Below are 23182 nucleotides of genomic sequence, written 5' to 3' on the forward strand. Positions count from 1 at the left end.
AGCAATCTCTAAGGATATTCAAGCCACAGGAGCCCAGCATGCCCGCCACTGTCCTGGTACTGGTCGAAACGATCAATGATTACCTGCCGATTCTCGAACATCAGGGTTTTCACCTGATATTGGCGCCAACCCCCGCCGAACGGGCCGAAGCCATTTCGACCCACGGTGCACGTATCGATGCGGTACTGACCCGCGGCCCGCTGGGCCTGTATGCCGATGAAATCGCTGCACTGCCGGCACTGAAGATCATTTGTGTGATTGGTGCCGGTTACGAACAAGTCGACCTGCAGGCCGCTGCCGACCGGGGCATCACGGTCACCAACGGCGCCGGGGTCAACGCCTCTTCTGTCGCCGACCATGCAATGGCGATGCTGCTTTCGATGGTGCGTGACATCCCCCGTTGCGATGCTGCCGTGCGCCGGGGCGAGTGGCCGAAAATCATGCGCCCTTCCCTGGCCGGCAAACGCATGGGCATTCTCGGCCTCGGAGCTGTCGGCATGGCCATCGCCAAACGCGCCGCCAACGGTTTTGACATGACCGTCAGCTACCACAACCGCCAGCACCGCAGCGACGTGCCGTACAGCTTCTGCTCGACACCGACCGAACTGGCCCGCGCCTCGGACTTCCTGGTGGTGGCCACGCCCGGCGGGCTCGGCACCCGTAGCCTGATCAACCGATCGGTGCTGGATGCGTTGGGGCCCAACGGATTTCTCGTCAACATCGCCCGGGCCAGCGTGGTGGTGACCGCCGACCTGATCAGCGCTCTGGAGCAACGACGCATTGGTGGCGCGGCGCTGGATGTCTTCGATCATGAACCACAAGTGCCGGATGCCCTGAAATCGCTGAGCAATGTGATTCTCACGCCACACGTCGCAGGCCTGTCGCCCGAAGCGACCCAGAGCACCGTCGAACTGGTCGGGCGCAACCTGATGGCGTTTTTTTCCGGTCAGCCGGTGCTCACCCCCGTCAGCCTGCCGACATCGGCATCGGCGACGCCGCCCGAAAACAACGCCGCGCTGTAGGACAATTCAAACAGGTGTATCAAAAGCAATGATTGCCCGGCAACACCCTCACCTATAAGGGCCGTTCGTGGTTGTGGCTGCGGGGTGTGCGCATTAGATTAGCCAATAGTTTCAGGCCTCCAGAATAAGCAGAAGGGATAAGCATGGCGCTTACTGACCAGTCCACCCGTATCCGCACCGGCGAAGAACTCGATGCCAGCCTGATCGATCCGTACCTCAAGGCCCACATTCCGGGCCTCAGCGGTTTGCCGCAGATCAGCCAGTTCCCCGGCGGTGCGTCGAACCTCACTTACTTGCTGGAATACCCCGAACAGGAATTCGTCCTGCGCCGGCCGCCGTTCGGCCACAAGGCGAAATCCGCCCACGACATGGGCCGCGAATTTCGTATCCTCAATCAACTGCGCGATGGTTTTCCGTACTGCCCGAAAGCCTATGTGCACTGCACCGACGAATCGGTGATCGGTGCCGAGTTCTATGTGATGGAACGGGTCAAGGGGATCATCCTGCGCGCCGAACTGCCACCGGAACTGGGCCTGGATTCGGCGAAAACCGAAGCCTTGTGCAAAAGCTTCATCGACAAGTTCGTCGAGCTGCATCAGGTTGACTACAAGGCTTATGGCCTGGGCGACCTCGGCAAGCCCGAAGGCTATGTGGCACGACAGATCAAAGGCTGGAGCGACCGCTACGAAAAAGCCCTGACACCGGACGCGCCGCAGTGGGAAACGGTCAAGGCCTGGCTCAACGACAAGATGCCCGCCGATCACCCGACGTCGAGCATCGTCCATAACGACTACCGTTTCGACAACGTGATCCTTGACCCGAACAACCCGATGCAGATCATCGGTGTGCTCGACTGGGAACTCACCACCCTCGGCGACCCGCTGATGGACCTGGGCAACACCCTCGCCTACTGGATCGAAGCCGACGACCCGGCACCGGTGCAACTGATGCGCCGCCAGCCGAGCCACGCACCGGGCATGCTGACCCGCCGCGAATTCGTCGATTACTACGCCCAGCGTTCGGGCATCCAGATCGACAACTTCGACTTCTACTACACCTACGGCCTGTTCCGTCTTGCCGGCATCGTGCAGCAGATCTACTACCGCTTCTTCCATGGTCAGACTCAGGACAAACGCTTTGCGCAGTTCATTCACATGAACAAACTGCTGGAGCAGATGAGCTTGCAGGTCATCCAGAAATCCAGCCTCTGATCCTGATGCGGCTCACTGAAGTCAACTGCAGGAGCGAGCAAGCTCGCTCCTGCAAGGGCCCCTATTCGCTTGAGTGAACAGCATCAGCCTCTGATCCAGACCTCCAAAAACAAGGGAAAACCCATGTCCAAGACTCAGTTGTTCGACCTCGACGGCAAGATCGCTTTCGTCTCCGGCGCCAGCCGTGGCATCGGTGAAGCCATCGCCAAACTCCTGGCCCAACAAGGCGCCCATGTGATCGTTTCGAGTCGCAAACTCGAGGGCTGCCAGCACGTCGCCGACGCGATCATCGCCGCCAGCGGCAAAGCCACTGCCGTCGCCTGCCACATCGGTGAAATGGAACAGATCAGCCAGGTCTTCGCCGGCATCCGCGAACAGTTCGGCCGCCTGGACATCCTGGTCAACAACGCCGCGACCAACCCACAATTCTGCAACGTGCTCGACACCGACCTCAGCGCCTTCCAGAAAACCGTCGATGTGAACATCCGCGGTTACTTCTTCATGTCGGTGGAAGCCGGCAAGCTGATGCGTGAAAACGGTGGCGGCAGCATCATCAACGTGGCGTCGATCAACGGCATCTCGCCGGGGATCTTCCAGGGCATCTACTCGGTGACGAAGGCTGCCGTGATCAATATGACCAAGGTGTTCGCCAAAGAATGTGCGCAGTTCGGGATTCGTTGTAACGCGTTGCTGCCGGGGCTGACCGACACCAAGTTTGCTTCTGCGCTGGTGAAGAACGAGGCGATCTTGAACACCGCGCTGGCGCAGATCCCGCTCAAGCGTGTGGCGGATCCGAGTGAGATGGCGGGGGCGGTGTTGTATCTGGCCAGTGACGCTTCCAGCTACACCACCGGTGTTTCGCTGAATGTGGATGGCGGGTTCTTGTCCTGATTCGCTTTATCGGATGAACAAGAAAGGCAGCCTCGGCTGCCTTTTGTCTGAGTAATCGGTGTATTTGTCCCGAATTCGCCTATCGCACTGGCGGAACCCAAAAACGCCTGTGCCAGTCCCGGACGCTAACCCTTGCCCCTCTAAGGCCAGGGCCACTCTCTTACATTTATCAGCAACTTCACCGATAAATCTCCATCAGGAAGCTCTGCTACCGCCTCGAATGTGCGCGGACCGGTCGTGGTGTACAGGAAGACATCTCCCTGAACAATCCCTTGCCCACTGGTTATTCTTTTGAAGGGTTCTTTTTCAGGCCTGTAAAGAGTCACGCGAACATTGTTGAGAGGAGTGCCATCTGAACGCTTTAGCCTTAAATTAACGCCCGACCAACCGTTAACACGAATATTGACGACTTCTGGAGGAAGAGGTGCGTCCTGGCCTGTTGATTCATACCAGAACCTGAAAGAAGGCTCGTTTTTTTTCACTTCACAGGGAACCTCCAAAACAGTAACCACGTCCCGGCTATAAATAAGAAGTGTGATAGCGCCAGGTGAACCTACAGGAAAAGTCACCCGCGAAGTAAATTTGCCAGCGTCCCTTTCAATGTCTACCCCCCACGCCGGATCTGCGTCTGGTTTCAGGTCACCATGATTGACCACCTCGAAGCGCAGCGTCTGCAAACTCGCCTCTGGGATCTCTACTTCTATCTTGTTTGTCTGATCGGGATACATCACACCGCTTGAACCCGGAACCCATTCGACTCCATTGATCAGTACATTTGCTTTTTCCCAAGGGGGGCTCGAATTAACCATGGCCAAATATTTCTCCGCTTCAGTTCGTCGATACATTGCTTGCTTTACATTGATATGAAAAAGCTGAAAACTTAATTATCGAGACAAAAACAAAGCTTGTAACTGTCACAAGTGACAGCTGGACTAGAACATATTGCGATAACCAGGCTAACAACCAGATGCACTCCACCGAAGCAAGCTGAACATTCTTTTGTATCGACTTGCTTTCAGTTCTGAAACTATTGCCTGTCATCAAGGATCGTCATAACCCAATAGCACTCGCCATATTTTCCGGAGCATCAACTTGGCGACCAAAGGTCGCAACAATCAATATGACCAAAGTGACTGCCGAAATATGCGCAGTTCGGGATTCGTTGTAACGCGTTGCTGCCGGGGCTGACCGACACCAAGTTTGCTTCTGCGCTGGTGAAGAATGAGGCGATCTTGAACACCGCGCTGGCGCAGATCCCGCTCAAGCGTGTGGCGGATCCGAGTGAGATGGCGGGGGCGGTTTTGTATCTGGCGAGTGATACTTTCAGCTACACCACCGGTGTTTCGCTGAATGTGGATGGCGGGGTCTTGTCCTTATTCAGCTACGCAATATGTAAGCGTCGCCCGCGGCAGTTTCACCACGGGCAAGCTCTTAACGCTTTAACACTTACGCACAGCCTCATAGGCAATCAATCCAAATTTACAGACTTGTATTGCTAGACAACTATCCATTTGCACAATCAAAAGTCCAGATTGAAGTTCAGTGTACGAGTAGCGTATTTTTCAAACGTTACACTCATTGTAAAAGTACCCCCCTGATTGGCCGCATTATCATTGACGAATATCTTCCAAACAGTACCTAAATCCTGGGTACCAGCCGGCGTGAATCGCATACCTCCGGGGGCACCCTTCAGAATACTCAGCGTATGTTTCGTAACCGGCGCACCCTGCGGCCGACGAAATTCGAGCTCCAGCCATCGACCTAGAGGGGGATACAACGTTGCACCTGGCTGCCGCTCTACTCCCATGAACCAAACAGTGACTGTAGCTGGAGCATTACTCTTTAACTGGTTCTTCGCAGTTATCAGTTCAGACTCGTTGCTTTCTGTCGAAGCCTTCAAATTGAACGTACCCTGCTTCCCGGAAGCAGCGGTAAACCGCCATTCATCGGTGGTTGGCTGACCCAGAGGGGGCACACTATTAAAATCACTTGGAGCAAGGCCTGCATCAGGCACAACGTTAAGCTTCAGCGGAGTCCCCGCCATTGCAGAGTCGTTCCAGGATACGGTGATTGGGTACGTTTCACCTGCGTTGAACGTTGCTCCGCCAGGTGGCAGTGCAACGTCGCGCACCAACACCATCAACTCATTTCCCAGATTGCTTGAGATCACCACGCTGTCAATCACCGCCGGTAATGCCATATCCGTGGTGTATAAAACTAATTGCACTACGCCACTTCGGTTGTTCTCTGTCTGGATGGTCCAGTTGAAACTGCCATCACCATCGTCGGGATAAACGTGGTGACCAAGAGGCGGATCCGACTCGACGTTTAAGTTCTCGTTATTGTCCCCCACACCAAGGCGCAGCGTTTTCACGCCCCCCGACTCAAACTTGATGCTCAGTTTGTTTTCCTGCTCTCGGAGCAAAATGTTCCTCTTGTCTGTTTTGATCTCCAGACCGTTCAGGAAGAACTTTGCCTGGCTCCAGTCGGGTAGTGTCGTGGCCACTGCGGAGCTGTATGGGTTGGTCATGGCTTCATCTCGATTATCGGTGGTGGCAATGGAGAAAACTGGTCACTTGACTATCGAGAAAATGCACACTTGCTGGAACTGTCAAAAGTAACAGTCTTATTAGATCAAATCGCGATAAATAAATACTAAAAGGAATAACGTCCAACCATGGCGGATTCGAGTGAAATGGCGACGGCGGTGTTGCATCTGGTTAGTGACGCTTCAAGCGACACCATCGGTGTTGCGCTGAATGTGGATGGCGGCTTTCGTTCCTGAGTCACCAAGCTCACGGCGTGATATCGCTTTCCGCAGAGGGTCGACTGTCGACGATAGCACGCTTGAGGACGTTATCGTCCGGCAAGCCAGGCCCATGTAATTATTGCCACTTTTGTTAATTTATCGTTCGTTGACGTGCAGCGTCACAAGTTCTCTCTCTGAACGTTAATCAGTACCGAGGCCGTACGTTTTGTACCATCCGGTAGAGTCGCTTCTGCAGTGCACTCCCTGATACCGACAGTGCGGTATCCAATGAGGGGTGTAGTAAAAAAACCGTTGCTATTGGTTGTTCCGGTAAAGGTGTCTTTTTCTGGCGCAACTATCTTTACAGAGACGCCAATTAAAGGAATCGTTCCTGGGAACATAAGTTTAGCCGATAGGGGAAATGAATTTATTATGCCGACCATAACCATATCAGGTGGTACAGGCGCATCAATCCCCCCAATAATGGCGAATTTTAATGTTACGCCAGAGTAATTTGGTTTTGACAACTGATGATTTGCTGTGATCAACCTCCCCTTTTCTCCCTCAGTGTAGACTTTCAGTCCAAACGTTCCCGACTTCAAATGATTGAGTTTGACCGTCCAACTATGAATAGGCGTCAAGTGCCCGGCAGTAGGCGCGCTAGAAAAGTCGGCCGCCGTAATGTCACCAGCAGGAATCAACTGAATCGCCAAGGGAACGCCAATCAACGTCTGTGCGCCCTTGTAGTCGAGTGTAAGTGTGTACTCGCTCCCCCCAGTGAAATGTCCCCCTGCCGGTATCAGCGAGCCGTTCTGTTTCAACGCCGCTTCATTGTCCAGACTCTGCGACAACACCCTGCTCTGCGGCAGGGTAACGCCGATCGTCATCCCCTGCCCGGTCAGCTCCAACTTGAACCTTCCGGTCCGGGCGCTATTTGCACTAACAGTCCACTCGTGCGGTTTGGATTGCACAACGCTCACATCCCCGTCCTGCAACCCTGCGACCAAAATGGCTGTCAGCGTCAGCGGATAGTCCTGCATTGGGCTTTCTGCGGGAAAGGTCACGGTTACAGTCTTTGAATCATTCCAAAACCACAGGAAACCGCCCGGCGGATAACCGATATTATCCACCTTGACCGTGGGCTTTTCCTGATTGAGATCAGTTGAAACTGCCCAGCACTCAAGCGGCCAAGGCGCCACTTCCTCCTTGCTCAAAAAAAGCAAGGTGATCTTCCCGCTCAGGTCGTCGTCCGATTTGATCTTCCAATTGAAATTGCCATTGTCCGGATCGACCCAGTCGCCGAATTTCGGGAACGCCTCCAACTTCAGCCCTCCGCTCTCAACCAGCTCAAGGTTGAGCTGTCTGGCAAGTTCGGGTGGAGCTTCCACCCTGACGTCGTTGTCCTGTCCGCGGAGTAATACGACAGCCCCCTGCCATGGCACCAGTTTATCGTTAACGAACAAGCTGGCCAGTTCCCAAGGATTTGCAGCAACTGTTCCGGCTTTTAGTTGGATGGTCATAGCGTGATCTCGATAGTCTGTTGATCTGACTATCAAGAAAAACAATGAGTAAGTAACTGTCATAAATGACAGTCCAAGTAGACCAAATCGCAATAAAAGCCGGCGTTGTCAGTAATGATCCCAGCCTACTGAGTGACACAACGAGTCGCAGTAGTCTCCCGCGTCACCTGCCCCTCCTCCGCCCGCACATCACCCAGCACGTCGGTTTTTTCAGACGTTTCACAGGTGCGCTGAGGAATCGGAGGCGGTGCGGCGGGCGGTGGAGGTGGCGGGCTTGCGCAACCGCCAATCAGGGCTGCGCAGAAGGCGAGCGATAACGGTGTAGAAACGCGTTTCCCAAGACTGTTCATTAGGCTGACCTGCAAAAAATGATGTGCTCATTTTTTGTGACAACAAAACTACGCTGGAAAGTCCACGATCCGGCCACAGAAAAAACAATGTGTTCTTCCCGCTGAACTGTCAGTCATTTCCTGAGTATGGGAGCTCATTGATGCAGGGTGTTGCATTCGAGTTCGTAGCGCAGCTCTTCAACCAGTGCCTGCACGGCATCCGGGGTGCGTAGCGCTGTTACGCTCAACCCGCTGACCACCAGATCCACCTGCCCCGACACCGGGTGATAGAGCTTCACCGTCAACGAATGGTCCCCCGTGAGTGTGCACTCACAGGCCAGCGGCGAAAAACTGCGTTCCAGTTGCAGGCGTAATTGCGCCAGAGAAATCATTGCAATTCACCTTGGCGGCGGCGCATCAAGCAGTGCGCTTTGAACGTAACCATGTGACGGTTCCTTTTCATGTATCGAAGGGTTCGCGAAGACTCGTATCGCACCCTTGCAGCCTAAGAACCGCCGTGCCCGATCAGAACATCCATTTGCACTGCCTCAACTAGTGCATTTGCACCTTAACGCTGCCCCTTGGGTCGTCTCTCGCCGGAGAACAATCCGCGCTCGCGCGCCCAGACGATGGCCTCGCTGCGACTGTGAACATCGAGCTTGGAATAAACTGTCGACACGTGATTACGGACGGTGTTGGGGGCCAGTTTCAGGCGCGCGGCGATTTCCTTGTCGGCGAGGCCTTCGCAGATCAGGCCAAGCACATCGCGCTCCCGGGCTGTCAGATCAGTGAAGGACACACTGGGCAATTTTGGCGAGTTGACGCTTTTCACATTGGCGAGTTTTTCGATCAGCGTACGGCTGAACCAGGACGCGTCTTTCATTACCTCTTCAATCGCCGCCACCAATTCCAGCTCGGTGCGTTTGCGCTCGGTGATGTTCATCAGCACCAGCAGGTAGCAGGGGTTGTCCTGAATGTTCACGGTGTCAGCGGAAATCGCGCACTCGATCAGGTCACTGTCTTTCTTGCGTACGCTGACATCGATGCGATCCAGCGTTCCGGTTTTCTCCAGCGTCGCGAACAACCGTGCGCGGGCGCTCTTGTCGTGGATGAAATCGATCTCGGCGATGGTCTTGCCGAGCACTTCTTCACTGGGATAGCTGAGCGTTTCGAGAAACGCCTCATTGACGTCCAGCACCACCTGATCACTGGCGTTGCACACCAGGATCGGCACGGGCGTCAGGCGAAACGCTTTGGCGAACCGTTCTTCACTCTGACGCAGCGCCACTTCGGCCTTGTGCCGAAGATCCATATCGACGAAGGAAAACAACATGCAGTCTTCATCGTGAAGCTCAAGGGGTTGCCCGGCGACGATCACTTGTTTGCTACCGCCCTCGGCCACTTTCAGCACGGCCTGCATCTGGGGAATGGTGGTGTGCTCGCGCAAGCGCTCGATCGCCAGGTCTTTCTTTTCCGCGCCCTCGAGGATGTCCAGCTCATAGGTCGAAACGCCGATGACCTGATCGCGGGTGTAGCCGGTCATTTCCAGAAAACCCGCATTGACCTTGATATAGCGCAAATCACTCAGGCGACAGATCACCGCCGGGGCCGGGTTGGCGTTGAAGGTCTTTTCGAAGCGCTGCTCGGCGCTGGCCCACTCGGTGACGTCATCCATGATCAGCACCAGCGACTCCGGTTTACCGCCGCTGTCGGCCAGGACCATGCTGCGCACGTTGTGGACCCAGGTACGCTCTTCATCGTCGAGCTGAGTCACTTCCACCAGCACATCACTGAATGTTTCACCACGCGCCACGCGGTTGATCGGGTAGTTGTCGGCGGCGACCGGATGGTGATTGCGGTAGCGCAAGGCGAAGCGCTTGGCGTACTCCCGGGCATTGGCGCCCAGGTCGCTGATCCGGCTGACACCGTGCATGGTGAGCGCGGCTTCGTTGGCCCAGAGGAGGGTCTGATCGAGCTCCAGCAGGATCACGCCGTCAGACAGGCCGGCGATGATCTGCTGCAACTGACGGCGATTGGTTTCGGTGGTCAGGACGTCCTGGCTCATTGGATCTCCACAATTCTGATCGCGCCAACCTGTGGCGCTCTGTGAAGATTACGACCGCGAGGGATTGTGATCGTGCAGAAGGAGCTCAAAAGATCGCAGCCTTCGCCAGCTCCTACGAGGTGCGTACACCCTTAAATTCCGTGGTTGTACGCGATCAATGCAGGAGCTGCCGAAGGCTGCGATCTTTTGATTTTCATGCCGCCAGTTGCCCTCCGGCAATCGCCGCCGACGCCGCCAGCATCGCCCGCAACAACACCGCACACCCTGCCGCCAGATCATCCGGTGCTGCGTTTTCGATTTCGTTGTGGCTGATACCGCCTTCGCACGGTACGAAGATCATTCCGGCCGGGCCGAGTTCGGCGAGGAAGATTGCGTCGTGCCCTGCTCCGCTGACGATGTCCATGTGCGTCAAGCCCAGCCCTTGGGCCGCACCGCGCACGGCTTCGACGCAGCCTTTGTCGAAGTACAGCGGCGGGAAGTCGGCGGTGGGTGTCAATTCGAAGGTCAGGCCGTGTTCTTCGCAGGTGTTTTCGATCACTTCTCGGACTTCGGCGATCATCGAATCCAGGCGTGCCGGTTCCAGATGACGGAAGTCCAGGGTCATGCGCACTTCGCCGGGGATGACGTTGCGCGAGCCGGGATAGGCTTGCAGGCAACCGACGGTGCCGCAGGCGTGAGGTTGATGGCCGAGGGCGGCGCGGTTGACGGCCCCGACGATCACGGCGGCGCCGACCAGTGCGTCCTTGCGCAGGTGCATCGGGGTCGGGCCGGCGTGGGCTTCGACACCGCGCAGTTTCAGGTCGAACCATTTCTGGCCGAGAGCCCCCATCACCACGCCGATGGTTTTGCGTTCGTCCTCAAGGATCGGGCCTTGTTCGATGTGGGCTTCAAAATAGGCGCCGACCGCATGGCCGCTGACCTGACGCGGACCGGCATAGCCAATCGCGTTCAGTGCCTCGCCTACGGTGATGCCTTCGGCGTCGACCTTGGCCAGGGTTTCCTCAAGGGTGAATTTTTCCGCGAACACGCCGGAGCCCATCATGCAGGGGGCGAAGCGCGAGCCTTCTTCGTTGGTCCAGACCACCACTTCCAGCGGCGCTTCGGTTTCCACGCCGAGGTCGTTGAGGGTGCGCAGTACCTCGACGCCGGCGAGCACGCCGAAGCAGCCGTCGAACTTGCCGCCGGTGGGTTGGGTGTCAATGTGGCTGCCGGTCATTACCGGTGGCAGGTTCGGATTGCGGCCGGGGCGGCGGGCGAAGATGTTGCCGACGGCGTCGATGCTGACGGTGCAGCCGGCCTCCTCGCACCACTTGACGAAGATATCGCGGGCCTGACGATCGAGGTCAGTCAGTGCCAGGCGACAGACACCGCCCTTGACGGTGGCGCCGAGCCTGGCCAGGTCCATGAGCGACTGCCACAGGCGGTCACGGTTGATGTGCTGATGGGTGGATTGCAGAACGTCTGTGGCAGCGTTCATGGTGATCTCCTCAGGCAGTTGTTATAGGTTTTTCAGGCAATTCTCGGGTGTGTTCGAGGCCGTCATCGCGGGCAAGCCCGCTCCCACAGTGGATCAAGTGCTCCCAAATTTTGTGTACGACCTCAATCCCTGTGGGAGCGGGCTTGCTCGCGAAGGGGCCATCCGTCACACCGGAGATTTCGCGACTGATGGATTAGGCCGCACCGAGCACAACCCGTAATAAATCAACCCGCCCAGCGCCGAGCCAGTGAACCACCCATAGCTGTAAAACCAGCTGAACGCATCGCTGCCCAGCGACAGCAGCGTCAACACCACCGGCACGCCGAATGCGATAAACCCGAACCAGTTCCATGCCGGATACACGTCATCGCGATAAAGCCCGGCCAGGTCCAGTTGCTGTTTCTTGATCAGGAAATAATCCACCACCATGATCCCGGCGATCGGGCCGAGCAGGCTGGAATAACCCAGCAGCCAGTTCGAATAGACCGTTTCCAGGCTCACGTCCGAGACAATCAACCCAAGCTTTTTCAGCAGCTCATGGGCCATCAGCACCAGTCCCACCAGCCCCGTCAGCAACACCGCTTTGGTGCGGTTGATCACCTTCGGCGCGATGTTCTGGAAATCGTTGGTCGGCGAAACAATGTTGGCGGCGGTGTTGGTGGAGAGCGTGGCAATGATGATCAGCGCCATGGCCAGCGCGACCCAGACCGGGCTCTGGATATGGCCGATCAGCGTGACCGGGTCAGACACGGTCACGCCCACCAGTTTCACCGACGCGGCGGTCATCACCACGCCCAGCGAGGCGAACAGGAACATGGTCAGCGGCAGGCCGATGATCTGCCCGACAATCTGGTCCTTCTGGCTTTTGGCGTAGCGGCTGAAGTCCGGGATGTTCAGCGACAACGTGGCCCAGAACCCGACCATCGCGGTCAACCCGGCGGCGAAGTAACTGACCACGCTGGCGCCTTCCGGGCGTTTGGCCGGGATCGCCAGCAGCTCGGTCATCGACACGTTCGGCATGGCCCAGACCAGCAATCCGACACCCACCAGCACCAACAGCGGCGCGGAAAGCGTTTCCAGCCATTTGATCGACTCGGCGCCGCGAATCACCACCCACAGGTTCAGGGCCCAGAACACCATGAAACCGATCACTTCGCCGGTGCCGCCGAGGGATTTCCAGCCCTCGAAGACCGAGCCCAGAAACAGGTGAATCGCCAGCCCGCCAAACATCGTCTGGATGCCAAACCAGCCACACGCCACCAAGGCACGAATCAGGCAGGGAATGTTGGAGCCCAGGATGCCGAATGACGATCGAAGCAATACAGGAAACGGGATGCCGTATTTGGTGCCGGGGAAAGCGTTCAATGTCAGCGGGATCAACACAATGATGTTGGCGAACAGAATCGCTACCAGCGCTTCACCGACCGTCAGGCCGAAATAGGCGGTCAGCACCCCGCCGAGGGTGTAGGTCGGCACACAGATCGCCATCCCGACCCACAGCGCGGTGATGTGCCATTTGTTCCAGGTTCGTTCGCGCACCTTGGTCGGTGCCATGTCGTGGTTATAACGGGGACTGTCTAGGACGTCGCTGCCGGCTTCGAGCTCGAACAAGCCGTCGCGCTCGGTCACTTGCGATCTGATCTGTTGCATGGCCGCTCCACTGTTCTTTGAATTATTTTTTGCTCATCGCGGGCTGGCGGCATCAATTAACGTGCCGGGCACCTCGATTGCGCATCGGGCAGTTCCATAAAAACTTTGTAAAGCACTGATGTTTATCAATTTTATTTATATAACTGGTGAGCCCTCGGTGACTTGCCCGTTCCCTCAGGCCAAAGGACTGGCAAGTTGTCCGAAATATCAGGGCTCAATCTGGTGCGTCGATCTTTTTTTCAAAGTTGCGCATCAACCATAGACCATCCTCAAGCGGCTGATTTCACATAAGAAATCTTGACCATTTTTTGAACCTGTCAAGTGCGTCAAAATGGTGAGAGGCCTCACCATTTTGGTGATTAATCGTTTTAGTATTTATATTTCAATGACTTAAATCGTTTATATGCTTATAAAAAATATTCTTGCTGATTCCCTGATCTCATACTAGCTTCTATTCCTGACAGTGATGACAGGAATACTCCTGTTGACGCTTGCTTCATATAAAACATTTAGAACCGGCACCAGTCGGTCATTGCCTGCGAGGAACTCGGAATGTCTCTGTTGATCCGTGGCGCCACCGTTATTACCCATGATGAAAGTTATCGCGCCGACGTCTATTGCGCCGACGGCGTGATCAAAGCCATCGGCGACAATCTTGATGTTCCAGCGGGCGCCGAAGTACTCGACGGCAGCGGCCAATACCTGATGCCCGGCGGCATCGACCCGCACACGCACATGCAACTGCCCTTCATGGGCACCGTGGCCAGTGAAGACTTTTTCAGCGGCACGGCGGCGGGACTTGCCGGGGGCACCACGTCGATCATCGACTTCGTGATTCCCAACCCGCAGCAGTCGCTGATGGAGGCGTTTCATCAGTGGCGCGGCTGGGCAGAGAAATCGGCCTCGGACTATGGCTTCCACGTCGCGATCACCTGGTGGAGCGAGCAGGTGCGCGAGGAAATGGCCGAGCTGGTCAGCCAGCACGGCGTCAACAGCTTCAAGCACTTCATGGCTTACAAGAACGCGATCATGGCCGCCGACGACACGCTGGTGGCGAGTTTCGAGCGCTGCCTGGAGCTGGGCGCGGTGCCGACAGTGCATGCGGAAAACGGCGAGCTGGTTTATCACCTGCAACGCAAGCTGATGGCGCAGGGCATCACCGGCCCTGAAGCGCATCCATTGTCGCGCCCTTCTCAGGTTGAGGGCGAAGCAGCGAGCCGGGCCATTCGCATCGCTGAAACCCTGGGCACGCCGCTGTACCTGGTTCACGTGTCGACCAAAGAAGCGCTCGACGAAATCACCTACGCCCGCAGCAAGGGCCAGCAAGTCTACGGCGAAGTGTTGGCGGGTCATTTGCTACTGGACGACAGCGTCTATCAACACCCGGACTGGCAGACCGCTGCCGGTTACGTGATGAGCCCGCCGTTCCGTCCTCGCGGCCATCAGGAAGCACTTTGGCACGGGCTGCAATCCGGCAACCTGCACACCACCGCCACCGACCACTGCTGCTTCTGCGCCGAGCAAAAAGCCGCGGGGCGTGACGACTTCAGCAAAATCCCGAACGGCACCGCCGGTATCGAAGACCGCATGGCGGTGTTGTGGGATGAAGGGGTCAACACCGGGCGTTTTTCGATGCAGCAATTTGTCGCGCTGACCTCCACTAACACTGCAAAGATTTTCAACCTCTATCCACGTAAAGGAGCGATTCGCGTCGGTGCCGATGCGGATCTGGTGCTGTGGGATCCCGAAGGTTCGCGGACGATTTCGGCGAAGACCCATCACCAGCAAGTCGACTTCAACATCTTCGAAGGCAAGACCGTACGCGGGGTGCCGAGCCATACGATCAGCCAGGGCCGTGTGGTCTGGACCGATGGGGATTTGCGCGCCGAGCGTGGGGCCGGACGGTATGTCGAACGGCCGGCGTATCCGGCGGTGTTTGATTTGCTGAGCAAGCGGGCGGAGTTGAATCAGCCCGTTGCCGTGAAACGCTGAGATCGAGGCCTTCGGCCCATCGCCAGCAAGCCGGCTCCCACAGTTGAAATGCATTCCCCTGTAGGAGCCGGCTTGCTGCGATCGCGTAGACACAGACGACACAAAAACCAATGCCCACCAGAGGCAGTTACCTCAATAACCGTGAGGGCAACACCGTGATCAAGACCCTGAAGCACCTCCCGCATCCCTACGAGAATGCGGCCGCCCTCGCCGGCCATTTCACCGATCTGGCGCCACCGCTCAACGACCGCCAGGCGCACCTGGAAGCCTCGCGCTGCCTGTATTGCTACGACGCGCCGTGCGTGAATGCCTGTCCGAGCGACATCGACATTCCCTCGTTCATCCGCAATATCCATCAGGACAACGTGCAAGGCGCAGCGCAGAAAATCCTCTCGGCGAACATTCTCGGCGGCAGTTGCGCCCGGGTCTGCCCGACGGAAATCCTTTGCCAGCAAGCCTGCGTGCGCAACAACGCCCATGAATGCGCACCGGTGTTGATCGGCCTGTTGCAGCGCTACGCCGTGGACAACGCGCACTTCAGCGAACACCCCTTCCCTCGCGCCGCAGCCACCGGCAAACGCATCGCCGTGGTCGGTGCCGGGCCGGCCGGTTTGTCCTGCGCTCATCGCAGCGCTATGCACGGGCATGACGTGGTGATTTTCGAAGCGCGGGAAAAGGCAGGCGGCCTCAACGAATACGGGATCGCCAAGTACAAACTGGTGGACGATTACGCGCAGAAGGAACTCGATTTCCTGCTGCAGATCGGTGGCATCGAAATCCGTCACGGGCAGAAACTCGGTGAAAACCTGACCCTCGGCGAACTGCATCAACAATTCGACGCAGTGTTCCTCGGACTTGGCCTCAACGCCAGCAAACAGCTTGGGCTGGCCCACGAAGATGCGCCGGGCTTGCTCGCCGCCACCGAGTACATCCGCGAATTGCGCCAGGCCGATGATCTGACACAACTGCCTTTGGCCGATCATTGCATCGTCCTCGGTGCCGGTAACACCGCCATCGACATGGCCGTGCAAATGGCCCGCCTCGGCGCGCATGACGTGAATCTGGTGTATCGCCGCGGTGCCGAGGACATGGGCGCCACCCACCACGAACAAGACATCGCCAAAGCCAATCAGGTGCGCTTGCTGACATGGGCGCAACCCGAAGAAGTGCTGCTCGACGATCAAGGCAACGTGCGTGGCATGCGCTTCGCTCGCACACACCTGGTGGAAGGTCGACTGCAAACCACTGGCGAAACCTTCGAACTGGCCGCCGATGCAATCTTCAAAGCCATCGGCCAGGCGTTCGATTCAAGCGCCCTTGTCGATCCGCTGGCGCGCGAACTCAAGCGTCAGGGCGATCGGATTCAGGTCGATGAACAGCTGCGCACAAGCATTGCAGGCGTGTATGCCGGCGGTGACTGCACCAACCTCGATCAGGACCTCACCGTGCAGGCGGTGCAGCACGGCAAGCTGGCGGCCGAGGCCATCAACGCTCAACTGATGCTCAACGTGGAGGCTGCGTAAATGGCCGATCTTTCGATTGTCTTCGCCGGCATCAAATCCCCCAACCCGTTCTGGCTCGCTTCCGCGCCACCGACCGACAAAGCCTACAACGTGGTCCGCGCTTTCGAAGCCGGTTGGGGTGGCGTGGTCTGGAAAACCCTGGGTGAAGACCCGGCAGCGGTCAACGTGTCGTCGCGCTACTCGGCGCACTTCGGGGCCAACCGTGAAGTGTTGGGTTTCAACAACATCGAGCTGATCACCGACCGCTCGCTGGAGATCAACCTGCGGGAAATCACCCAGGTCAAAAAGGACTGGCCGGACCGGGCGCTGATCGTGTCGTTGATGGTGCCCTGCGTCGAAGAATCCTGGAAACACATTCTGCCACTGGTGGAAGCCACCGGTGCCGATGGCATCGAACTGAATTTCGGCTGCCCCCACGGCATGCCGGAACGAGGCATGGGCGCGGCAGTCGGTCAGGTGCCGGAGTATGTCGAACAGGTCACGCGCTGGTGCAAGACGTATTGCTCGCTGCCGGTGATCGTCAAGCTCACGCCGAACATCACCGACATCCGCGTCGCTGCCCGTGCGGCCCATCGCGGTGGTGCCGATGCGGTGTCGCTGATCAACACGATCAACTCGATCACCAGCGTCAACCTCGAGCGTATGGTCGCCAACCCCACTGTCGGCAGTCAAAGCACCCACGGCGGTTATTGCGGTTCGGCGGTGAAGCCGATTGCGCTGAACATGGTCGCCGAGATCGCCCGCGATCCCCAGACGCAAGGCCTGCCGATCTCCGGCATCGGCGGCATCGGCAACTGGCGTGACGCAGCGGAATTCATCGCGTTGGGCAGCGGCTCGGTGCAGGTGTGCACGGCGGCGATGTTGCATGGTTTCCGCATTGTCGAAGAGATGAAGGACGGTTTGTCACGCTGGATGGACAGTCAGGGTTACGCCAGCGTGTCGGAATTTTCCGGGCGCGCGGTGGCCAATACCACCGACTGGAAGTACCTGGACATCAACTATCAGGTGATTGCGAAGATTGACCAGGAGGCGTGTATCGGGTGCGGGCGTTGCCATATCGCCTGCGAAGACACTTCCCATCAGGCGGTGTCCAGCGTCAGGCAGGCGGACGGCACGCATAAATATGAAGTGATCGATGAAGAGTGTGTGGGCTGCAATTTGTGCCAGATCACTTGCCCGGTACAGGACTGCATCGAGATGGTGCCGATGGAGAACGGGAAGCCGTTTCTGGATTGGAATCATGATCCGCGCAATCCCTACCATGTAGCTGTTTGAGTCCGGCGGTGCCTGAGCTGGCGCCTTCGCGAGCAAGCCCGCTCCCACATTTGATCTCCAGCGAACACAGCATTTGTGTACGACAGCAATCAAATGTGGGAGCGGGTTTGCTCGCGAGGGGCCGGCAGCACCACTGAAATCCTCAAGGTTCTAGACCGATCCCCCGCAAAATCACACTCGTCACCGTCTGCACCGCCCTCTCAAACTGCATGTCCGACAGCGGCTGGTGATCGTTCAGGATGTTCACCTGATGATCAAAGTCAGCGTAATGCTGGGTCGAGGCCCAGATCATGTACAGCAGGCTTGAAGGCTCCACCGGCAGAATGCGTTTGTCGTCCACCCACTGACGAATTTTCGCCTCTTTCATCTTGGCCCAGTCGTACAGGCTGGCGTCCAGCGCGACACCCAACGTCGGCGCGCCATGGATGATTTCGTTGGCCCAGACTTTCGAGCCGTAAGGCCGGCTGCGGGAGTGGTTCATCTTGGCGCGGATGTAGCTGCTGAGCACGACGCGCGGGTCATCGAACATCTCGAAACACAAGGCGTCCTGCTTCCACACCTCAAGCAAATCGAACAGCACGGCGCTGTACAACTCGGTCTTGGTACTGAAGTAGTAATGCAGGTTGGAACGCGGCAGTTGCACTTCGGCGGCGATGTCGGCCATGGCGGTACCACCGAAACCTTTTTCGGCAAAGACCTTTTCGGCCCCGAGCAGGATTTTCTCGACGTTACTGCGGCGAATCTCGATCTTGTGATTGCCCATGAGGGCTCCCTGACAACAGCGTTGCTCAAGACTAACATCCGCTCTACATCGCGGCGACAGAGGAAAACGAAACTTCGTACGCCCCCGGTGGGAGCGGGCTTGCTCGCGAAGAGGTCATCACATTCAACATCTTTGCTGCCTGGCCCACCGCTTTCGCGAGCAAGCCCGCTCTCACGGTGTTATACGTGCGCTCAAGTCATCGTATAACTTCTAATTGACAATTCGTGAAACCCTCGCAAATAATCGCCGCAATGTTGTACGACGACGTATGACGACAATAAAAACAACAAGAAACATCGGGAGCGTCACAGTGAGCAAGCACGTCCGTAATTCCTTCGCCTGCACCCCTCGCCCATCCTTCGCACGCCGCCATACCCTGAGCCTGATCGGTTGCAGCAGCCTGGCCGTACTCGCCATGCCCATGACCAGTAACGCCGAAGGATTCGTCGATGACGCCAAGGCCACGCTGAACCTGCGCAACGCCTACTTCAATCGCAACTACACCAACCCGGCCTACCCTCAGGGCAAGGCCGAAGAGTGGACGCAAAGCTTCATCCTCGACGCCAAGTCCGGCTTCACTCCGGGCCCGGTCGGCTTCGGCGTCGATGTGCTCGGGTTGTACTCGCAGAAACTCGACGGAGGCAAAGGCACGGGCGGCACCCAGTTACTGCCGATCCACGACGATGGCCGCCCGGCAGACAATTTCGGCCGGATGGGCGTGGCGCTCAAAGGCAAAATCTCGAAGACTGAATTGAAGGTCGGGGAATGGATGCCGGTGCTGCCGATCCTGCGCTCCGATGACGGTCGCTCGCTGCCGCAAACCTTTCGCGGCGGCCAGGTGACGTCCACCGAGATCAGCGGCCTGACGCTCTACGGCGGCCAGTTCCGGCAGAACAGCCCGCGTAACGATGCGAGCATGGAAGACATGTTCATGAACGGAAAATCGGCAGCCTTTAGCTCGGACCGTTTCAACTTCGGCGGCGGTGAATATGCGTTCAACGAGAAGCGCACCCAGGTTGGCGTCTGGTACGCAGAACTCAGCGACATCTACCAACAGCAATATTTCAACCTGAGCCACAGCCAGCCTATCGGCGACTGGACCCTGGGCGCCAACCTCGGCTACTTCATCGGCAAGGAAGACGGCAGCGCCCTGGCCGGCGACCTCGACAACAAAACCGCGTTCGCCATGCTCTCGGCCAAGTACGGTGGCAGTACGTTCTATATCGGCCTGCAGAAACTCAGCGGCGACGACGCCTGGATGCGCGTCAACGGTACCAGCGGCGGCACCCTGGCCAACGACAGCTACAACTCCAGCTACGACAACGCCAGGGAGAAATCCTGGCAGCTGCGTCATGACTACAACTTCGTGGCACTCGGCATTCCCGGCCTGACGATGATGAACCGCTACATCAGCGGCGATAACGTGCACACGGGCGTGATTACCGACGGCAAGGAATGGGGTCGCGAATCGGAACTGGCCTACACCGTACAGAGCGGACCGCTGAAGAACCTCAACGTCAAATGGCGCAACGCGAGCATCCGCAAAGACTTCAGCACCAATGAATTCGATGAGAATCGCATTTTCATCAGCTATCCGATTTCGTTGTTGTAAGCCCACAGACGATCCCCCCCTGTAGGAGCCGGCTTGCTGGCGATGGGCGCACAAGCAACGCGTTTATCCAATGGGTACGCGCAATCGTTAACGCCCATCGCCAGCAAGCCGGCTCCTACAAGGGGGGGGCGTTCAACCCTCTGTCAATTTCCGCCAAAGTCGCGTTGACAAGACCCGGAAACCCTAACGATACTTCGGCAAAGTCATACGACAACCTACAACGAATTCTGACAACAATAATTAGCGTCCAGGAACTGCCATGACCACTACGCCCAACGCCCCTTTCAATCGCCTGCTGCTGACCGGCGCCGCCGGTGGCCTCGGTAAAGTGCTGCGCGAAAGCCTGCGCCCTTACGCCAATGTGATTCGCCTGTCGGACATCGCCGATATCGCGCCAGCCATCGATGACCGCGAAGAAGTCGTACCCTGCGACCTCGCAGACAAGCACGCCGTGCATCAATTGGTCGAAGGCGTGGACGCGATCCTGCACTTCGGTGGCGTCTCGGTCGAACGCCCGTTCGAAGAGATCCTCGGCGCCAACATCTGTGGCGTGTTCCACATCTACGAAGCGGCGCGTCGCCATGGCGTCAAGCGGGTGATTTTCGCCAGTTCCAACCACGTCATCGGCTTCTACAAACAGGACGAAGTGATTGACGCCCACTCCCCTCGCCGCCCGGACAGCTACTACGGCTTGTCCAAGTCCTACGGCGAAGACATGGCCAGTTTCTACTTCGACCGCTACGGCATCGAAACCGTCAGCATCCGCATCGGCTCCTCGTTCCCGGAGCCGCAGAACCGCCGGATGATGAGCACCTGGCTGAGTTTCGGTGACTTGACCCACTTGATCGAGCGCGCCTTGTACGCGCCGAACGTCGGTCACACCGTGGTGTATGGCGCCTCCGACAACAAGAACGTCTGGTGGGACAACCGTTTCGCCACCGCGCTGGGGTTTGCGCCCAAGGACACGTCTGAAGTGTTTCGCGAAAAAGTCGAGGCCCAACCGATGCCGGCCGCTGATGACCCGGCCATGGTCTATCAGGGTGGCGCTTTTGTCGCGGCGGGCCCGTTCGGTGACTGAATCACGCGTCTCGCTTGATCCCCATAACAAAAGCCAAGGGAATGAGTTGCCATGCAAGCCGAATTGATTGTCGATGCCCGCAACGCGGTCGGTGAAAGCCCGGTGTGGGTCTGCGAGGAAAACGCCCTGTATTGGGTCGATATCCCCACTGGGGGCCTGCAACGCTGGAATGCCGGAAACGGTCACGTCGACGCCTGGACTGCACCGCAAATGCTCGCCTGCATCGCGCGTCACAGCGACGGCAGCTGGGTCGCTGGGATGGAGAGCGGATTCTTCAGCCTGCGCCCGCACAACGATGGCAGTCTCGACAGCGAACTGCTGGCCCACGTCGAGCACTCACGTAAAGACATGCGCCTGAACGATGGTCGTTGTGATCGCCAGGGCCGTTTCTGGGCCGGCAGCATGGTGCTGAACATGGGCGCCAACGCAGCCGAGGGAGCGCTGTATCGCTACGCCAATGGCCAGCGTGGCCCACTTGCAGCGCAACTCGGCGGATTCATCGTTCCCAACGGCCTGGGCTTCAGCCCGGACGGCCGGACGATGTACCTCTCGGACTCCCATCCCCTGGTCCAGCAAATCTGGGCGTTCGATTACGACCTCGACAGTGGCGAACCGTCCAACCGCCGACTGTTTGTCGACATGAATCAGTACCAGGGTCGCCCCGATGGCGCGGCGGTAGACGCCGAAGGCTGCTACTGGATCTGCGCCAACGACGCCGGGCTGATTCACCGTTTCACCCCGGATGGCCGGCTGGACCGTTCCCTCAGCGTGCCCGTTAAAAAACCAACCATGTGCGCCTTCGGTGGCAGTCGACTGGACACCCTGTTTGTGACCTCGATCCGCCCCGGTGACGACCATGACGAGCAATCACTGGCCGGTGGGGTGTTCGCCCTCAATCCCGGCGTGAAAGGCTTGCCCGAACCTCAGTTCAACCTCTAGCGACACCTGCTTGTGCTGCACCGCTGCGCCTTTGAATACAAAAAAAATAACAATACGGAGACACACCCATGGACTTCAAACGCACCTTGCTCGCCGCTGCACTCCCCTTGGCTTTTACCCTCAGCAGCGCTGCGAACGCGCTTGAAATAAAATTCGCCGATATCCACCCCGCCGGTTACCCGACGGTCGTTGCGGAAGAACAGCTGGGCAAGACGCTGGTAGCCGACAGCAACGGCGCACTGACCTTCAAGATGTTTGCGGGCGGCGTGCTCGGCTCGGAAAAGGAAGTGGTAGAACAGGCCCAGGTCGGCGCCATCCAGATGGCGCGTGTCAGCCTCGGGATCGTCGGGCCGGTGGTGCCCGACGTCAACGTGTTCAACATGCCCTTCGTGTTCCGCGACCAGGCGCACATGCGCAAAGTCATCGACGGTGAAGTGGGTGACGAAATCCTCGACAAGATCACCAACTCCGAATTCAACCTGGTCGCCCTGGCCTGGATGGACGGTGGCACACGCAACCTCTACACCAAAAAACCGGTACGCAGCATTGCAGACCTCAAGGGCATGAAAATCCGCGTGCAGGGCAACCCGATGTTCATCGAAACCATCAACGCCATGGGCGGTAACGGCATTGCGATGGACACCGGCGAAATCTTCAGTGCCTTGCAGACCGGGGTGATCGACGGCGCGGAAAACAACCCGCCGACCCTGCTTGAACACAACCACTACCAGAATGCCAAGTTCTACAGCCTGACCGGCCACCTGATCCTGCCTGAACCCATCGTGATGTCGAAAATCACCTGGAACAAACTCACCCCCGAGCAACAAGTCCTGGTGAAGAAAACCGCCAAGGCCGCACAGGCTCAGGAACGCACCCTGTGGGACGCCAAATCCGCCAGCAGCGAAGAGAAACTCAAGGCAGCAGGCGTCGAGTTCATTACCGTCGACAAAAAACCTTTCTATGAGGCCACAGCCTCGATTCGCGAAAAATACGGCGCGCCTTACGTCGACCTGATCAAGCGCATCGAAGCCGTTCAGTAACCCTCCCTGCATTCATGAAAGGCCCCGCGCCGCTGACGTTGGTGTA

The 23182-nt window shown here is 57.7% G+C and carries 18 protein-coding genes and 2 pseudogenes; 12 read left to right on the forward strand and 8 right to left on the reverse strand.

Features of this window, described 5'->3' with window-relative positions:
• Positions 1-38: 38 nt before the first annotated feature.
• From PMI01S_RS15550 to PMI01S_RS15560, 3 genes are all read left to right on the forward strand, one after another.
• The gene (locus tag PMI01S_RS15550; protein WP_084320870.1) at positions 39-1022 is read left to right on the forward strand and encodes a 2-hydroxyacid dehydrogenase; all 984 of its coding nucleotides are present in this window, start codon (positions 39-41) and stop codon (positions 1020-1022) included.
• A 143-nt stretch (positions 1023-1165) separates the two neighbouring features.
• Positions 1166-2233 carry a phosphotransferase family protein gene (locus PMI01S_RS15555; RefSeq protein WP_084320871.1) on the forward strand — a complete coding sequence of 356 codons (1068 nt, stop codon included), beginning with the start codon at positions 1166-1168 and terminating at the stop codon, positions 2231-2233.
• A gap of 123 nt (positions 2234-2356) precedes the next feature.
• The gene (locus PMI01S_RS15560) at positions 2357-3124 is read left to right on the forward strand and encodes an SDR family oxidoreductase (RefSeq protein ID WP_084320872.1); all 768 of its coding nucleotides are present in this window, start codon (positions 2357-2359) and stop codon (positions 3122-3124) included.
• Between the two features lie 140 nt (positions 3125-3264).
• On the opposite strand, the gene PMI01S_RS15565 is transcribed toward PMI01S_RS15560, so the two are convergent.
• Positions 3265-3933 carry a hypothetical protein gene (locus PMI01S_RS15565; protein WP_139811117.1) on the reverse strand — a complete coding sequence of 223 codons (669 nt, stop codon included), beginning with the start codon at positions 3931-3933 and terminating at the stop codon, positions 3265-3267.
• Between the two features lie 293 nt (positions 3934-4226).
• On the opposite strand from PMI01S_RS15565, the pseudogene PMI01S_RS15570 reads away from it, so the two are divergent.
• Positions 4227-4497: pseudogene (locus tag PMI01S_RS15570) on the forward strand (SDR family oxidoreductase); the annotation flags it as partial.
• A gap of 146 nt (positions 4498-4643) precedes the next feature.
• Here PMI01S_RS15570 and PMI01S_RS15575 read toward each other — a convergent pair.
• Positions 4644-5654 (reverse strand): hypothetical protein, encoded by a 1011-nt coding sequence (locus tag PMI01S_RS15575; RefSeq protein ID WP_084320874.1) that lies wholly within the window; start codon positions 5652-5654, stop codon positions 4644-4646.
• Positions 5655-5801: 147 nt separating this feature from the next.
• Here PMI01S_RS15575 and PMI01S_RS31140 point away from each other — a divergent pair.
• A pseudogene (locus PMI01S_RS31140) lies at positions 5802-5909 on the forward strand (short-chain dehydrogenase); the annotation flags it as partial.
• Between the two features lie 143 nt (positions 5910-6052).
• On the opposite strand, the gene PMI01S_RS15580 reads toward PMI01S_RS31140, so the two are convergent.
• The 5 genes from PMI01S_RS15580 to PMI01S_RS15600 all read right to left on the reverse strand — a co-directional run bounded on the left by PMI01S_RS15580 (position 6053) and on the right by PMI01S_RS15600 (position 12914).
• Positions 6053-7393: a hypothetical protein gene (locus tag PMI01S_RS15580; RefSeq protein WP_084320875.1), complete on the reverse strand. Its 1341-nt coding sequence runs from the start codon at positions 7391-7393 to the stop codon at positions 6053-6055.
• Between the two features lie 484 nt (positions 7394-7877).
• Positions 7878-8114: a DUF1652 domain-containing protein gene (locus PMI01S_RS15585; protein ID WP_084320876.1), complete on the reverse strand. Its 237-nt coding sequence runs from the start codon at positions 8112-8114 to the stop codon at positions 7878-7880.
• Between the two features lie 176 nt (positions 8115-8290).
• Positions 8291-9787 carry a PAS domain S-box protein gene (locus tag PMI01S_RS15590; protein WP_084320877.1) on the reverse strand — a complete coding sequence of 499 codons (1497 nt, stop codon included), beginning with the start codon at positions 9785-9787 and terminating at the stop codon, positions 8291-8293.
• A gap of 193 nt (positions 9788-9980) precedes the next feature.
• On the reverse strand, positions 9981-11264 hold the full coding sequence (locus PMI01S_RS15595) for a Zn-dependent hydrolase (protein WP_084320878.1): 1284 nt from the start codon (positions 11262-11264) through the stop codon (positions 9981-9983).
• Between the two features lie 165 nt (positions 11265-11429).
• Positions 11430-12914 (reverse strand): NCS1 family nucleobase:cation symporter-1, encoded by a 1485-nt coding sequence (locus PMI01S_RS15600; RefSeq protein ID WP_084320879.1) that lies wholly within the window; start codon positions 12912-12914, stop codon positions 11430-11432.
• 552 nt (positions 12915-13466) lie between these two features.
• Here PMI01S_RS15600 and hydA point away from each other — a divergent pair.
• The 3 genes from hydA (at position 13467) to preA (ending at position 17704) form a co-directional block, all read left to right on the forward strand.
• Positions 13467-14906: a dihydropyrimidinase gene (gene hydA / locus PMI01S_RS15605; protein WP_084320880.1), complete on the forward strand. Its 1440-nt coding sequence runs from the start codon at positions 13467-13469 to the stop codon at positions 14904-14906.
• 155 nt (positions 14907-15061) lie between these two features.
• On the forward strand, positions 15062-16429 hold the full coding sequence (locus PMI01S_RS15610) for an NAD(P)-dependent oxidoreductase (protein WP_084320914.1): 1368 nt from the start codon (positions 15062-15064) through the stop codon (positions 16427-16429).
• Positions 16430-17704 (forward strand): NAD-dependent dihydropyrimidine dehydrogenase subunit PreA, encoded by a 1275-nt coding sequence (gene preA, locus PMI01S_RS15615; protein WP_084320881.1) that lies wholly within the window; start codon positions 16430-16432, stop codon positions 17702-17704.
• Positions 17705-17846: 142 nt separating this feature from the next.
• On the opposite strand, the gene PMI01S_RS15620 is transcribed toward preA, so the two are convergent.
• A complete protein-coding gene (locus tag PMI01S_RS15620) occupies positions 17847-18467 on the reverse strand; it encodes a TetR/AcrR family transcriptional regulator (protein ID WP_084320882.1) in 621 nt (206 codons plus the stop codon).
• A 310-nt stretch (positions 18468-18777) separates the two neighbouring features.
• Between PMI01S_RS15620 and PMI01S_RS15625 the strand changes: the two genes are divergently transcribed.
• From PMI01S_RS15625 to PMI01S_RS15640, 4 genes are all read left to right on the forward strand, one after another.
• A complete protein-coding gene (locus tag PMI01S_RS15625; RefSeq protein WP_084320883.1) occupies positions 18778-20079 on the forward strand; it encodes an OprD family porin in 1302 nt (433 codons plus the stop codon).
• Positions 20080-20338: 259 nt separating this feature from the next.
• Positions 20339-21157: an NAD-dependent epimerase/dehydratase family protein gene (locus PMI01S_RS15630; RefSeq protein WP_084320884.1), complete on the forward strand. Its 819-nt coding sequence runs from the start codon at positions 20339-20341 to the stop codon at positions 21155-21157.
• A gap of 51 nt (positions 21158-21208) precedes the next feature.
• Positions 21209-22096, forward strand: a complete 888-nt coding sequence (locus PMI01S_RS15635) for an SMP-30/gluconolactonase/LRE family protein (RefSeq protein WP_084320885.1) — start codon at positions 21209-21211, stop codon at positions 22094-22096.
• 68 nt (positions 22097-22164) lie between these two features.
• Positions 22165-23136 carry a TRAP transporter substrate-binding protein gene (locus tag PMI01S_RS15640; RefSeq protein ID WP_084320886.1) on the forward strand — a complete coding sequence of 324 codons (972 nt, stop codon included), beginning with the start codon at positions 22165-22167 and terminating at the stop codon, positions 23134-23136.
• Positions 23137-23182 lie beyond the last annotated feature (46 nt).

Origin of the sequence: Pseudomonas migulae NBRC 103157 (genome assembly GCF_002091715.1) — a bacterium.
Classification (GTDB): domain Bacteria; phylum Pseudomonadota; class Gammaproteobacteria; order Pseudomonadales; family Pseudomonadaceae; genus Aquipseudomonas; species Aquipseudomonas migulae_A.

Coding starts and splice junctions, on each gene's coding strand:
- PMI01S_RS15550 (WP_084320870.1), top strand. CDS start 39: ATGCCCGCCACTGTCCTGGTACTGGTCGAAACGATCAATGATTACCTG.
- PMI01S_RS15555 (WP_084320871.1), top strand. CDS start 1,166: ATGGCGCTTACTGACCAGTCCACCCGTATCCGCACCGGCGAAGAACTC.
- PMI01S_RS15560 (WP_084320872.1), top strand. CDS start 2,357: ATGTCCAAGACTCAGTTGTTCGACCTCGACGGCAAGATCGCTTTCGTC.
- PMI01S_RS15565 (WP_139811117.1), bottom strand. CDS start 3,933: ATGGTTAATTCGAGCCCCCCTTGGGAAAAAGCAAATGTACTGATCAAT.
- PMI01S_RS15575 (WP_084320874.1), bottom strand. CDS start 5,654: ATGACCAACCCATACAGCTCCGCAGTGGCCACGACACTACCCGACTGG.
- PMI01S_RS15580 (WP_084320875.1), bottom strand. CDS start 7,393: ATGACCATCCAACTAAAAGCCGGAACAGTTGCTGCAAATCCTTGGGAA.
- PMI01S_RS15585 (WP_084320876.1), bottom strand. CDS start 8,114: ATGATTTCTCTGGCGCAATTACGCCTGCAACTGGAACGCAGTTTTTCG.
- PMI01S_RS15590 (WP_084320877.1), bottom strand. CDS start 9,787: ATGAGCCAGGACGTCCTGACCACCGAAACCAATCGCCGTCAGTTGCAG.
- PMI01S_RS15595 (WP_084320878.1), bottom strand. CDS start 11,264: ATGAACGCTGCCACAGACGTTCTGCAATCCACCCATCAGCACATCAAC.
- PMI01S_RS15600 (WP_084320879.1), bottom strand. CDS start 12,914: ATGCAACAGATCAGATCGCAAGTGACCGAGCGCGACGGCTTGTTCGAG.
- hydA (WP_084320880.1), top strand. CDS start 13,467: ATGTCTCTGTTGATCCGTGGCGCCACCGTTATTACCCATGATGAAAGT.
- preA (WP_084320881.1), top strand. CDS start 16,430: ATGGCCGATCTTTCGATTGTCTTCGCCGGCATCAAATCCCCCAACCCG.
- PMI01S_RS15620 (WP_084320882.1), bottom strand. CDS start 18,467: ATGGGCAATCACAAGATCGAGATTCGCCGCAGTAACGTCGAGAAAATC.
- PMI01S_RS15630 (WP_084320884.1), top strand. CDS start 20,339: ATGACCACTACGCCCAACGCCCCTTTCAATCGCCTGCTGCTGACCGGC.
- PMI01S_RS15635 (WP_084320885.1), top strand. CDS start 21,209: ATGCAAGCCGAATTGATTGTCGATGCCCGCAACGCGGTCGGTGAAAGC.
- PMI01S_RS15640 (WP_084320886.1), top strand. CDS start 22,165: ATGGACTTCAAACGCACCTTGCTCGCCGCTGCACTCCCCTTGGCTTTT.